Source organism: Pantoea sp. At-9b (assembly GCF_000175935.2).
In the GTDB taxonomy this organism is placed as follows: Bacteria; Pseudomonadota; Gammaproteobacteria; order Enterobacterales; family Enterobacteriaceae; genus Pantoea.
This window is the reverse complement of record NC_014837.1, coordinates 2,351,080-2,363,695: the sequence shown is the minus strand read 5'-3', so window position 1 is coordinate 2,363,695 and position 12,616 is coordinate 2,351,080. Positions and strand designations below refer to the sequence as shown.

Annotated in this window: 17 protein-coding genes and 1 tRNA gene; 9 read left to right on the top strand and 9 right to left on the bottom strand. The window is 51.3% G+C overall.

The window, feature by feature from the left end; all coding sequences use genetic code 11:
* Window positions 1-55: 55 nt before the first annotated feature.
* The 5 genes from PAT9B_RS10905 to PAT9B_RS29675 form a co-directional block, all read right to left on the bottom strand.
* On the bottom strand, window positions 56-754 hold the full coding sequence (locus tag PAT9B_RS10905; protein ID WP_013509323.1) for a hypothetical protein: 699 nt from the start codon (window positions 752-754) through the stop codon (window positions 56-58).
* Window positions 754-1,419: an ATP-binding protein gene (locus PAT9B_RS10900; RefSeq protein ID WP_013509322.1), complete on the bottom strand. Its 666-nt coding sequence runs from the start codon at window positions 1,417-1,419 to the stop codon at window positions 754-756. Before PAT9B_RS10900 ends, PAT9B_RS10905 begins: the two co-directional genes overlap by 1 nt.
* A 1-nt stretch (window position 1,420) precedes the next feature.
* Window positions 1,421-2,089: an exodeoxyribonuclease X gene (gene exoX, locus PAT9B_RS10895; protein WP_013509321.1), complete on the bottom strand. Its 669-nt coding sequence runs from the start codon at window positions 2,087-2,089 to the stop codon at window positions 1,421-1,423.
* Window positions 2,058-2,267, bottom strand: a complete 210-nt coding sequence (locus PAT9B_RS10890) for a hypothetical protein (RefSeq protein WP_013509320.1) — start codon at window positions 2,265-2,267, stop codon at window positions 2,058-2,060. The genes exoX and PAT9B_RS10890 overlap by 32 nt, the downstream gene beginning before the upstream one ends.
* A gap of 121 nt (window positions 2,268-2,388) precedes the next feature.
* Window positions 2,389-2,793 (bottom strand): hypothetical protein, encoded by a 405-nt coding sequence (locus PAT9B_RS29675; RefSeq protein ID WP_013509319.1) that lies wholly within the window; start codon window positions 2,791-2,793, stop codon window positions 2,389-2,391.
* A gap of 1,001 nt (window positions 2,794-3,794) precedes the next feature.
* Here PAT9B_RS29675 and PAT9B_RS10880 point away from each other — a divergent pair.
* Entirely contained in the window at window positions 3,795-4,004 is a 210-nt protein-coding gene (locus tag PAT9B_RS10880; protein ID WP_013509318.1) for a hypothetical protein, read from the top strand.
* A 230-nt stretch (window positions 4,005-4,234) separates the two neighbouring features.
* On the opposite strand, the gene PAT9B_RS10875 is transcribed toward PAT9B_RS10880, so the two are convergent.
* The 4 genes from PAT9B_RS10875 to PAT9B_RS10865 form a co-directional block, all read right to left on the bottom strand.
* Window positions 4,235-4,438 carry a hypothetical protein gene (locus PAT9B_RS10875; RefSeq protein WP_041525801.1) on the bottom strand — a complete coding sequence of 68 codons (204 nt, stop codon included), beginning with the start codon at window positions 4,436-4,438 and terminating at the stop codon, window positions 4,235-4,237.
* Between the two features lie 261 nt (window positions 4,439-4,699).
* Window positions 4,700-4,798, bottom strand: coding sequence for a YoaK family small membrane protein (locus tag PAT9B_RS30595; protein WP_150105787.1), 99 nt, complete (start codon window positions 4,796-4,798; stop codon window positions 4,700-4,702).
* 136 nt (window positions 4,799-4,934) lie between these two features.
* The gene (locus PAT9B_RS10870; protein WP_013509317.1) at window positions 4,935-5,147 is read right to left on the bottom strand and encodes a DUF2116 family Zn-ribbon domain-containing protein; all 213 of its coding nucleotides are present in this window, start codon (window positions 5,145-5,147) and stop codon (window positions 4,935-4,937) included.
* Between the two features lie 19 nt (window positions 5,148-5,166).
* Complete coding sequence (locus tag PAT9B_RS10865) at window positions 5,167-5,892, bottom strand: LexA family transcriptional regulator (protein ID WP_013509316.1); 726 nt, start codon at window positions 5,890-5,892, stop codon at window positions 5,167-5,169.
* Between the two features lie 104 nt (window positions 5,893-5,996).
* Here PAT9B_RS10865 and PAT9B_RS10860 point away from each other — a divergent pair, with 104 nt between their 5' ends.
* The 8 genes from PAT9B_RS10860 to PAT9B_RS10825 all read left to right on the top strand — a co-directional run bounded on the left by PAT9B_RS10860 (window position 5,997) and on the right by PAT9B_RS10825 (window position 10,976).
* Window positions 5,997-6,236 carry a helix-turn-helix transcriptional regulator gene (locus PAT9B_RS10860; protein WP_013509315.1) on the top strand — a complete coding sequence of 80 codons (240 nt, stop codon included), beginning with the start codon at window positions 5,997-5,999 and terminating at the stop codon, window positions 6,234-6,236.
* 62 nt (window positions 6,237-6,298) lie between these two features.
* Entirely contained in the window at window positions 6,299-6,622 is a 324-nt protein-coding gene (locus PAT9B_RS10855; protein WP_013509314.1) for a hypothetical protein, read from the top strand.
* Entirely contained in the window at window positions 6,552-6,800 is a 249-nt protein-coding gene (locus PAT9B_RS10850; protein ID WP_369700776.1) for a DUF4222 domain-containing protein, read from the top strand. Before PAT9B_RS10855 ends, PAT9B_RS10850 begins: the two co-directional genes overlap by 71 nt.
* Window positions 6,801-7,072: 272 nt before the next feature.
* On the top strand, window positions 7,073-8,077 hold the full coding sequence (locus PAT9B_RS10845; protein WP_255360044.1) for a replication protein: 1,005 nt from the start codon (window positions 7,073-7,075) through the stop codon (window positions 8,075-8,077).
* A complete protein-coding gene (locus PAT9B_RS10840) occupies window positions 8,070-9,455 on the top strand; it encodes a replicative DNA helicase (RefSeq protein ID WP_013509311.1) in 1,386 nt (461 codons plus the stop codon). Before PAT9B_RS10845 ends, PAT9B_RS10840 begins: the two co-directional genes overlap by 8 nt.
* Window positions 9,455-9,811, top strand: a complete 357-nt coding sequence (locus PAT9B_RS10835; protein ID WP_041525956.1) for a RusA family crossover junction endodeoxyribonuclease — start codon at window positions 9,455-9,457, stop codon at window positions 9,809-9,811. The genes PAT9B_RS10840 and PAT9B_RS10835 overlap by 1 nt, the downstream gene beginning before the upstream one ends.
* A 33-nt stretch (window positions 9,812-9,844) precedes the next feature.
* Window positions 9,845-10,684, top strand: coding sequence for an antitermination protein (locus PAT9B_RS10830; protein ID WP_013509309.1), 840 nt, complete (start codon window positions 9,845-9,847; stop codon window positions 10,682-10,684).
* 212 nt (window positions 10,685-10,896) lie between these two features.
* Window positions 10,897-10,976 (top strand) — tRNA-His (locus tag PAT9B_RS10825).
* Window positions 10,977-12,616: the final 1,640 nt, after the last annotated feature.

Here is a 12,616-nt window from a genome sequence, read left to right as displayed (position 1 = left end):
AAGAAAACCGCCTCAGGCGAGGCGGTTATGATGACCGGTTGACAAAATCCATACCTCAGAATGGGATGTCGTCGTCCCAGTCCTGTTGCTGAGTTTGAGTCTGCTGGTTGTTGCGTCCACCTGAGTTCTGAGCCAGTCGGGACTGCGTCTGTTGCTGGCTGCCCAGCATGGAACGTTGCTGATTACCGCCGATGCCACTCATGGTGCCCTGAGGCTGCTGCTGGCGTTCATCGCGGTCAGTGAGGGATGCAACCAACTTTTCAACCGCTTCGGCAGGCAGATTCTCGGCTGCCTCTTTGAATGTCTTACGGGTGTTAGCGCCGAATGCCTGGCGGATTTCAAACCGATAACCGTCCTGGCCGTTGTTTTTGGTGTAAAGCACTTTCTGAAGAACAAACCCAACCGGCTTACCTTCAAGTTCACGGCAATGAAGCTCTGTTTCGTTCTGATCATTGACGACTTCAGTTGCGTGTAGCGCTTTTACTTTCGTAAGGCCCATGATGGCGTTAATCATCGCGGTGCCGCCTTTAAGCGCCGAACCATCCCGCCCGATGTATGACACGCGAAGATAGTTGACCAGGCCTGCATCAGAATCGAGTGCAAACTCCATCGACTCAGATTGAGAATTTGGGTCCTGCGATTTGGAGAAAAGAGCAGTTTTAATTATGCCAGCGTAAGCGCCGCCTTCTGATATACCGCCTGAGCCGGATGCTTTTGCTGCCTCAGAATCGAAAGTAAAAATTGGTTGTTGCATTATGCGGTTACTCCGTCATTAAGTTCGTAATAATCCCGGATCGCCGCATCGACGGCGTTCAGGTCGTTGTCGATCTGGAACTGTTCAAAGAGGCCAATCGGCGACTTCACCGGGTCGGTGCCGTCGGATTGTGTAGTGAAGTAGTAGCGGCCATCCGTCACACCGGTGCGCAGCGCGATACTGAACATGCCTTCAACGGTGATTTTCTCGTCCAACATCTTGCCGATGGTCTTCATCTTGATTCGGCCGGCGGGTGTCTCTTCGGTATGCGCGAGGAAGTAAACAATCAGGTCATCTTCCGCTGCTTGGGCTGCGCGGATCACGTCCCAGGCACCGCCGCCGATCTCGGTAAACTTCTCGAACGACTTTTCACTGCGGCGTCGCATGAACTGGTTGCCCATCACATACTGAAAATCGTCTACCACCACGAACCGCTTACCGGCCCGCCGGGCGAAGTTGATGATCGTGACGATGTCGTTCGGCACATCGGTAAAGAAGACGTTGCCGGTTTTGGCTGTGAAGTCACGAGGCTTCCAACCACTGGATTTGAAGGGAAGTCGCTTGTTTTCAGGGTTAACAAGAAAACCGTGATCCGGGTTCAGGTGCATTAAACTGGCTGACTTGCCAGAACCTGAGTCACCCAGAATAAGGACCGGAATGCCCATATCAGCCCTCCAGGTAATGTTGCATGGTGAATTTCTGATCCTCATCGAGGTCCATATTTCCCAGCGCCCAGCGCAAATAACCCTGATCTCTGGCAGCAATCTCTTCGAAGGTTTTGCCCTTGTGCTTGCCAAAACGCATGGTGTGCAGCAGGGAAGGGCGTGAGGAAATATCGCGCATCTGAGCAATTGTCAGCTGCACATCCCGGTTCAGGCGAATCAGGAGCGCCGCCGTCACGTAGCAGTCGTACAATGCGCGGTGGGCGTGCAATCCTTCCGGCACATCAACATCAAGCATGAAGTGATAGCGCAGGTACTGGTTTGTATGGCTTTCCAGCTCCGGGTACAGCTTGCGTGCCAATTTCAGCGTGCAGATCCACGGTGCCGTGATTTGTGGCAGCTTGGGGCGGTCAAAAGCGGCGTTGTGCGCCACATAAACATCAGCGCCCAGGTAACGGTCAATCACATCGCCAATCGGCGGGGCGTCGGTGACCATGTCGTTGGTAATGTGATGAATCGCCATGGCACCAACGGTGATTGGCTCTGGCGGTTTAACAAAGTCGCTCATCGGGTTACAGATTTTACCTTCGACGATGTCGACGCTTGCCAGCTCACAGATACCACCCTCAAAGCTGGTGGTTTCAGTGTCGATCACGCGAATGATTGTGGACATAAAACTCTCCTGTGAATGCGTCGGCGTTCGCTTCGCGCTGCGCCAGTCGGTGAGCTAGCGTCACCAGTTCCGCCGGGGTAATCTGGTTCTGCTCGCAGATGGCTAAAATCGTGTCGAGCGTCAGGTTATGCATCGCCTCTTTCAGGGCGAATTCGGTGGGAATAATGGTCACATCCATCCGGCACACATCCCCGCCACGACAAGCGCGGCTAGTGCTAGAGGAATCAGCCAAGTGCGGCGGCGGGGGTGAAAGTCAGCGCCGGTAAGCCGGTGCTTAAATTGCTGTCGATAAAGAGGGTTCATGATGCACGTCTCCGGGGTTTTCCCGGGCGCGCTGCCGGGACACTGATTGTTTGCTGATAAAGCCGGGCGCACTCCCTGTCTGTACAGAAGGTTCGCTGCTCGGTGCGGTTCCAGAAACGGATAACAGCCAGCTTTGTATCGCCCTGGTGGCGGAAGCGGCCACAGTAATCACACCGTTCTGAATCGGTGAATTCGGTACCGGACTCAAGGACGGTAAATTCCAGATGTCTGCGCCGCTGGCCGGTGCCGTCGATGTAGTGAACAAAGGTCTCATGGTGCCCTTTGTAGTCCTGCTCAACCGCGCAGTGGTCAAAAATGACCGTCTGATTGCCGATTCGGATCGGCGTGCCGGACGGCAGCTCAGCGAGGCGCTGGCTCGTCAGCTTGGGAATAATTTGCATGGGTGGTCCCTCGCAAAATGAATGAATGCGGTCAGATAAATGGAAGGATGATGACTGCCAGCACCAGCGAGAGTGCGGCGAGGACAGCCAGTGCAAGGCAAATTTCCATGACGTACTCCTGCGACAGGCAAAAAAATGCCCCCGAGGCGGGGGCTAACAACTACACACAGCATTTATGGGATTGTGGCGCCAGGCGCTGGTCTTCTGGTTGGCTCGATGGACTGCAATTCACCACAACGGGGAGAGCACTGCATTTGACCACCTTGCGCCGCGTTGCCCGTAACGTCGTCTTTGCGACCTCACTACCTCGCCGCCAGGGGGAGTTACACAGGTGCTGGCCACATATCCGGCGCAGTGCCCTCACCGTTGTGTGCCGCGATGATGCCCGGCTTATCCACCGCCTTTACTTTTAAGCCCAACATGTTGCTGCGGTACTCCGGGCTGTCATTCGTCGTTAAAGCTACTTACGCGTTAACCGGGCGCTAACCGGTTACTCAGTGATGCCTGCGCCTCCTCTCCCTCACTACGTCGCCGTGGGAGCCAGACCGTATACGCCGTCTTCACGATGCGTCACCCGCCAGGGTGGGCATAAGCGGTCTATCCGTTTAGCTGTTACATGATTTATCTCCTTTTGTGTTGAAAAGCGCTTGTGTATCAGTTGTACCCTCCGCTTTGCTCACTGTGCTGGCGTATGTCTTGCCTCGCCTGTAGCACCATCCATGATGTCGCAGGGAGTGAGCGCGCTGCGTACTGTCTGCCTTGATACAGAAGCGCTTGCCGAATTGTTAAAGAGCGGACAGCTTTCTGCGGTGGGCTGCGTCGGGCTGTGGCATTAATAATAGGAGCACTAATATTAATTATCAATAGTGCTTCTAATAATCATTCCTATGAGTAGCACTTATTACTGATAAGTAAGGGATTTTATTTTTTTGATTCCCATCAATTAGCGGCTAATGCACTGTGATAAGGTGAATTGGGCAAAAATTGTGCGAGGTTTAGGCATGGAAATGGACGAAGAAAGGGCGGTAATGATCGCCAATGCTATTGGCAGCGCAGTGTTAGAGTTGAAATTCAGCGGTGAACGCATAGCGGAATATACATTATCTGAGAAGCTGGAAGAGATGAGGCGTAACGAGACCAATGTAATTGGTAAAGGAATTTACAGGGATGCGGCTGAACTGGTCAGGACGGGTCGGTTGCCCGTGGCATAAAAAACCCGGCGCGGTGGCCGGGCTATGCTACTATCGCTTCAGGTAGGTCATCAATTCAGATATTGATCGCTTAACTGATGATGATTCGTGCATTTGATAATCACCATACTCGGTAAAGCTACCTGAGTTCTTAAGCGAAGCCTTGTAACCGTTCCACGCTACAGTAATCCTATTTGCCAAGCGAATTTTACTGACATCAATTAGGGATTCTATTTCAGCTTCAGTTATCTCTAATTTTCCGCCTGCTGGATAGAGATTTTCATCCAGAAGGCGCAATTGCTCTCTAAGTTTGAATCGCAAATTGTCGTTACTGCATTGAATTCTTTTCTTTTCTCGCCTTTTATAGCGTATCTATAGCTCAAGTAACCACTTGCAGGCACTGCAACAACTGATACTATTGTTGCAAATATTGAAAGCATCCTGTCTAACGTCATGAGGTGTCCCTGTGGAAAGTGTTAGCCCTCTAACTTGGATTGCACTTGTTGTCTCTTGCACCAATCTATCTGTAATTCTATTTCTCATATGGCGCTTGAGAGACTAACTAAACGTCTCTTCCGGCCTACCAGATGTGTATCACAAATCCCGTAAGGAGTAAGGACATCGCCAAAGTTACAGCTATCGCAGCCAACCTTTTAAGCGACTTATTAAGAATGACCATCCTTTCATTCCTCTCTCAGGTACTCTCTTGCTTTACATCACCCACCCGGCGCATAAGCCCCGCTTGCGATGAACCATACCAGCAGTGCTAAGCCAGCGACGATGATAGCTACTGGGAACAAGTATCCGATTTTCATGCTAATCCTGTTTTGTCCTGTTAACTATGGCTTCATCAGCCAGATTAGGGCCGCTATAGCAATGACGATAATTACTATTGAGCGTAGTATATGCTCATCTGGCATTTTCGCTCCTGTTCAGTGCTTCTAGCGGCTATTACTCAACAAGAATGCGTTGTTTCATCTCACGTTGGTGTTTATGGTAATCCTCACCGCACTCGGCAGAGCAGAACGCGGTATCAGCCACTACAGCCTCGTCCAGGCACCAGATGCACATGCCATTACGGCTAATGAGTCGCGGTTTACGCGCAAAGAGTGAAGCAGCCAGGTGCGCTTCTTCCCGTTCCTGCGCCAGATCTACATCATCCATAATTCAACTCCTTATTCATTTACTCAAAAGTATCTTCAGACCACTGAGCTTTAACCACTTTCCCAATGATCCGGCAATTCTCATTACAGGGAATGCTCTGATAGCGCGGATTCGTGTTAAGTGGTTCCAGCCACGGCGTCCCGTCTTCCCATACAAAGCGCTTAAATGTCACTTCCGAGTTGTTGTAGATACCCGCAACGCAAAAATCACCCGGCTTCACTTCCTGTTCAGGGTCAACAAGAATCAGTATGCCTTCAGGGAAGCTGGGTCTGCCTCCGGGAGGTGCCGTCATTGAATGACCAGACACTTCGAGCCAAAAGGCTTTTTCGCTGGCTTTTTTCGTAGTTGCTACCCAATCTTTGGCATCCTGCTGAGTGTATGTACCTGTTTCGGTAAATGATCCTGCTTGTACGCTAGTGTAGAGAGGATATTCGTATTTGGCCTCGTTTCGCTGGTTATCTTGAGGAGCTGCTGTCCCTCTAATATGAGCGAGTAATGGGCCAATACTTGGCTTGAGCTCTTCAGGAGCAACCTCTAGTAATGCTGAAAACTTCAGTATGTTTTCCGTGTTGATAGGTGCCTTAGCGTTCAGGAATTGGCTTATCGCAGCCTGAGTGCTGAACCCAAAGAAATCTGCAGCCTTCTCTTGGTTCAATCCCAACTGCTCTTTTTTGGCATCCCAAATCTGCCTCAAGCGGTTCGCAGTCTGGATGTCTTCTTCAGTAATAACGTTTTTCTTTGCCATAGCCTCAATTTTATTTGTATTACTAATATTATAAAAATAGTGCTGCTATTGATTTTGTAAATCAGTAGCACTAATATCAGTGTGTTAAAAAATGGAGAAACAACATGAATCTGAATGACTACCTGAAGCAAAACGGCATTAGTCAAGCGGACTACGCGGTGGTTGTCGGTGTTAGCCAGGGTTTTGTTAGCCAAGTTATTGCTGGCCGATACAAACCAAAGGGGCGGAAAGCTATCTGCTGGTCAGAGGCAACCAATTGGCAGGTAACGCCCCATGAGCTGAATAGCGAAGACTACCCAAATAAAACAGACGGCCTCCCAGCTGAACAAGTTTCAGTTGCCTGACCAGATTTGTGACTTACTCACTTGAGTACCACCTAACAATCCGTATAGAAGGAAAATAATCAATGGAATCAACTGCAATAGCGAGCAATTCCGTTCGCGTTAACTGTAAGCCTGAAGCGCTGGAGAGCTTCTTTCACCGAGAGGCGATATCGCGGGGGAATAAAAGTCTCGCGCTGGAAATGGGGATACATCCATCGAGGTTAAGCCGTCAGAAAATCAGCATTTTCGAACTGGCGTGCCGGATGATCCACGAACTGGGCTTGCCTCAGGGTAGCGTGGCTGCGCCGGGTGGTGAGCAAAACGTGATTCTGACAGGTGAAGAGGCCCGGAAGCTGCTTTCGATGCTGGAACACCTGCGCGAACCTGCGGAGGGTGCTGGTGGATGAAAGGTATGTTGAAACCGATAAACGATACCGCGACCGGCGGGGCGTTATTGTGCGCATTGTCAGTTATGACCGGCAGGACCGGCGCGTCATCTTCATGCGGCCCAATTATCCGGATCTGTGTTTCGTACCGAAGTGGTATTTCGAGAAGTATTTCAGGGAGTTTGAAGGGGATGGCTGAACAGCGGGAACTGCTCAGCCGGGGACTTCTACAGATATTACCTTAAGCGAAATCAATTATGCGACATAAACGCCGTAAAGCGCAACCAGAAAACACTGTATATAAAGACATGGCGCGCGATGAGTTTGCGCGCCAGATAGCGCCCGGCGTCGGGCGTCATCTTCGTGATGCTCTCGAACAGGCTAAACAGCTGAAGCGTGAGAGGTCCGGGGATGAGTAACACTGCTGAGGTTATCAATTTTCCCGCTCGCACAGAGCGTGTGGAGTCACGCATGGCCGATACCGATGATGGTTTCACTCGGCTGGCTAACGAGCTGTACGAAGAGCTGATTGGCGCTAACCTCACGCGTAACCAGGCGAAGGTAGCGCACGCTGTGTGCCGTAAAACTTATGGCTTCAACAAAAAGCTGGATCGCATCTCTGACAGCCAGATTTCTGAGCTGACTAAACTGCCACGCCAAAAGGTAAACAAGGCTAAGAATGAGCTGATCGCCATGCGCGTTCTGGTTCGTGAAGGGATGCAAATTGGCCCAAACAAGTGCCTTTCTGACTGGCAAATTCCAGAGTGTCACCAAAACGGTGTCACTGTCACCGAAACAGTGACAAATAGTGTCACCGAATCAGTGACAGGGTTGTCACCAAAACGGAGACACACAAAAGACACTATTCAAAAGACAATAAATACAGATCCCCCTAACCCCCAGAAGGGGGAATTTTCGGAGGAAGTTCTCTCACAGGCAAAACAGGTCCTGGAGTATTACAACGAGGTCACAGGCACTGCGTGCCGCTCTGCTGAAGCCTTTGCCATTTTACTCACAGAACGCTCTTCCCGTGATGCTTACACCGTTGATGACCTGAAGCTGGTGATCCGTTGGGTAGCCATGACGTGGAAGCGTCGTAACGGCACCGTGGCCAAGCCAGCCAATATCTGCCGGGTGAACCGCTTTGACGGATACCTGGCCGACGCCACTGCGTGGGAAGCCAATCAGGTTGATGTTGACTGCGTAATGGTGATCGAGGATTACAACGAGCTGGCCCAGGGACGGCTCGCCTGGGCTGACATCGACGATGGCCGTCTTGTTGCGATTCGGCGTTTGGCTTGTGAATTACCAAAAACACAGTCAGCCAATGAGAGTTTCCGTAAATATTTCAGATACTTTTTTGACCGGGCCAGTGATTATTATTTCGGGAAAAACGAAAGGGGCTGGCATGCCAATTTCGACTGGCTCATGAAATCTGAAACTCTCACGTTAGTGCGGAGGGGCAACCATGTCTGATCTGCACCTTGAGGCCAGTGTGATCGGCTGCCTGCTGCACTCTGGTCTGACGCCTGATGCGGTTGACGTTCTGAACTCAGTCGATTCATCGGCGTTTACGCATCCGTTTTACAGCCGCCTGTACAGCGAAATTAAGCGCCAGGCGACACACAAGAAAATGATCGACGCGCTGCTGGTGGCGGAGGCGATGGGCAATGAGCCGGGCATCTTTGCGGATGTGATGGAAACTGCCAAGACGGTGCCCAGCGTCAGCAACATGAAAGGATATGCAAAGCGCCTGAATGAGAAGGCCATGATCAGCGGGTTTGCTCGCCTGATGGAAACGCATTACGACAAAATCACCGGGGCAATAAACCATGATCTGGCAGTAGAGCAGATCCAGGCATTCACGCGTGAGCTGATGAACATCAATCGCCCGGATGATGAAGTGCAGCCCGTTCGGATTGACAGTCTGCTGGATGGTCTGATGGATACCATAGACAAGCGCATCAGTGATGGGGATGAGACCCAAACCGTTAAAACCGGGATCTGGGAGCTGGATAACGTTACCGGCGGCCTGAACGACACCGACCTGATTATCATCGCCGCTCGTCCTGGTATGGGTAAAACCGAGCTGGCACTTAAGATTGCGGAAGGAGTTGCCCAGCGCACCGTCACGCTTGGAACTGAGAAGGTGAAGCGCGGCGTGCTGATCTTCAGCATGGAGATGCAGGGTGAACAGATTGTCGAGCGCCAGCTGGCTTACGCCTCCAATCTTTCTGTTTCTTCGCTGCGAAAAGCCAGCCATCTCAGTGATGAGGACTGGGGACGCCTTTCCAACGGCATAGGCCAGCTGGCCAACCTCGATATCAGTGTTGTGGATGCAACCAACCTCAGTATCGACCAGATCCGTGCAGTGGCCACACGCCACAAAAGCCGCTATCCGGGGTTGTCTCTTATCATGGCTGATTACCTCGGCCTCATCAGAAAACCCTCTGCCGAACGTAATGACCTAGCGATCGGGGAGATTACGCGCGGGCTGAAAATGATGGCGATGAACCTGCACACACCAGTGGTCTGTCTGAGCCAGCTGTCACGTGACGTGGAAAAGCGCCCCAATAAGCGGCCGGTTAATGCCGACCTGCGCGACAGCGGCAGCATTGAACAGGATGCAGACGGCATCTGGTTTATCTATCGCGACGGTGCTTACAACCCCGACAGCCCGGCGGCACATCTCGCCGAAATCATCATCGGTAAAAACCGCCACGGCCCACAGGGTGGCGTGATTTATCAGGAATTTCGTAACGGCCATTTCTTTGACACCGACCAGGCAGTCGCGGCGCAACTCGCCCGCGAGAAACCGGCCTATGGCGGTAAACATTCCGGGAGAGACTTTTGATCCAGATTTACGACATCACGCCACTGGGCAAGCCCAGGCAGACACAGCGGGACAAATGGGCAAAGCGTCCGGCGGTGCTGCGATACCGGGCATTTTGCGATGAGATTCGCCTGAGGGGCGTAACTCTGCCTGAGGCCGGATGCCACATTACGTTTGTGCTGCCGATGCCTGACAGCTGGAGCAAAAAGAAACGGGCTGAACTCATCGGGCGTCCTCATCAGCAAAAGCCGGATGTTGATAACCTGCATAAGGCGCTTATGGATGCGGTATTCGACGACGACAGCGCGGTATGGGATGCGCGGATCACCAAAGTTTGGGGGGAGAAGGGGCAGATACGGATCGGCAGTATTGACTGATGTAACACGCCAATAAATATCAGGAGAATCAAATTGAATCTGGAAAACTCTATCAAATTTTTCGCGCCTAAATCACCTATGTTCAGCGATTCTCCCCGGGCAACGGCCAGTGACAGCCTGACCATAACGGATGTGATGGCATCCTTTGGTCTCACCGAAGCGCAGGCACGCTTCGGCTTTGAGCTGTTTCTGTCGAAACACGGCATCACTACCAGCGACCGTGCCGTGGAGATGCTTACTGATTTCGGTCTGAGTCAGGCGGTGCTTTACCGGGCGATTGCCGAACTCGAAAACGATATTAAACGCGACCTGGTGCAATTGCTCGCAACATTCGCTTATCAGGATTATTCACGCAGCGCGGCCAGCACCCGGCAGTGCCCATGCTGTGGTGGTAGCGGGTTTACTGATGCAGAAGTGTTCACCAACAAAACGTATTATCCCGACGGCAAGCCGCCGAAGTGGGCGCACTGCACAAAAGGTGTATTCCCGTCGTACTGGGAAGAAGTGAAGGCAAAACGCGAGGTTGTGCGCGTTCTGTGTAAATCATGCGACGGCAAAGGCAAAATCAGCAATGCTTGTCGCTGCCACGGAAAGGGGAAGGTATTGGACAAAGAGCAAAGTGATTTACAGGGCGTACCGGTTATGAAGAGCTGCCCGAAATGCTCTGGCCGTGGTTATGCCCGGCTGCCGGGGGAAACGGTGCGGCGCGCTGCTGGTTATGCGGTGATGGCCATCAGTGAACCTACCTGGCGGCGGAGCTTTAAACCGTTCTATGAGCTACTGATCATCCAGTGCCACAAAGAAGAGGCGCACGCTGATGACATGCTACTGAAGGTAACGAGAAACCGGGAAAATTTAGAAAAAATCAATTAGGTCCGGTTCGTTGTATTGACGTTGTGACGAAATTGGCCCAATATCACGTCAATGATGGGATTTCTGTGTGCTGTTCATCAGAGCCAATCCCTAAATGAACTAGATCCAAAGCCCTGCAACTGTGCGGGGTTTTTTATTACTTGCCACATATTTCCTGTATAAAACTCATGGTTGAGCGGTATTTTAACGGGCGTTATTATTTCCACTGAAAACCGCCATTAGCTCAACGAGGCAGAGCATTGCTTTGTGACAGGAAGTAAGGGCCGGGGTTCGAGGCCCCGATGGCGGTCCATTTTTGACTCTGCGATCTGGCAGGCTTGACATCCAAAAAGAGATTTTGTAAATAAACTATCGCCTGACGTGATCTGTTCAACGGTCCAATCATTCATCTCGCATGTCAGGCCGGAAGCCCCGTCTTAACCGATGGGGCTTTTTGTTTTTGCTGGTTTAGCTCAGTTGGCAGCGTGCCAGACCTGAAATCAGGATGTCGTGGGTTCTGTACCTGCAATCGGCACCACATAATCCCTTCGGCTGACGAGCCAGGCAATTAACACCGATGTGCGGCAGGGTTTTCTTCAGTATCGCATTTTGATAATTTGAATTTAATGCGGTGAATCCCCCTGTGCGGAGGGGCACGCAGTCAGGACTCCAGAAGGGTAGATAGCGCGGGTAAAGTTGACTGGCTTTACTCACCGGGAGGCACCCGGCACCGCAGAATTTTGATTTATTCTTACTATTTACCGCCAGAGATGAGAGCCATTACATGCTGAATTCAGGCAATAAAAGAAATATTGCTGATGTTAAGATAAATGCAATGCGGTGAATCCACCTGTGCGGATGGGCTAAGTCATAGTTGTCGGAACATTACCAGTAGCGAGTCAGAATCTGACTTTTCTGACTCACCGGGAGGCACCCGGCGCCGCAACAAAATTCAAATGGAAAAAAATCCCGCACATCTCAAAGAAAGGAAATGTGCGGGCAGAAACGAAAAACATCACAGGGTTATTCCGTGTGCATAATGACATTAGGTTAATTACTCTGCTAATGTTTTCGTGCGTTACCTTTAACATGTCCTTTACATGCTGTGGTTGCTAGGGTCCCGCCCCCCATAAGAAACTTACTTGAAATATAACCGGGTTTTATTATCTGTCTGGTTTTGATAATTTGCGCTTAATGCGGTGAATCCCCCTGTGCGGAGGGGCTTACAGTGAAGCATAGTCTCGGTCGAAAGCGGGTAAAGTTGCTGTGCTTTACCCACCGGGAGGCACCCGGCACCGCAGATAAAAATATTTCTGTGCTACGATTATGTGGCGGTGAATCCCCCTAAGCGGAGGGGCGAAAAGTCTGAATAAAAAAGTAGTGGTTGTCCATGTCATAATTCGCGAGCCTTTTGACTTGAAGGCTTACCGGGAGGCACCCGGCACCGCAGCAAAATTTCTTCCTGATGCTAAACTACAAGGGCGGTGAATCACACTATGCGGCGGGGCCAGGTCAGAAGTTTCGAAAGAAATTGTATCGCACAGGGCGATTCAGGTTGCTGATCTTTCTGAATCACCGGGAGGCACCCGGCATCGCAAATATCTATACTTTCTTGGCTGCTCTGAATCCCCCTAAGCGGCGGGGCGTATGGCATAACACAACAGTGGTCCCAAGCGCACGCGAACTCAAACGCCATTAAGAGTTCACCGGGAGGCACCCGGCATTGCAGCGCCGTCCTTGCATCATGGGCTTTCATTAAACATTTGCTACAGTATAATCGGCACCCGGTGAATCTTGCTTAGTGGCAGGGCAGTAGTCAACGCTCCGGATGAGCTGTCTGAGCAATGCGGGTAAAGGGACTGCACTTTACTCACCGGGGTAACGTCCGGCACCGTTAAATGACCACAATCTTCAGCAATTCCAAAGGCTCGCTTCGGCGGGCCTTTCTTCATT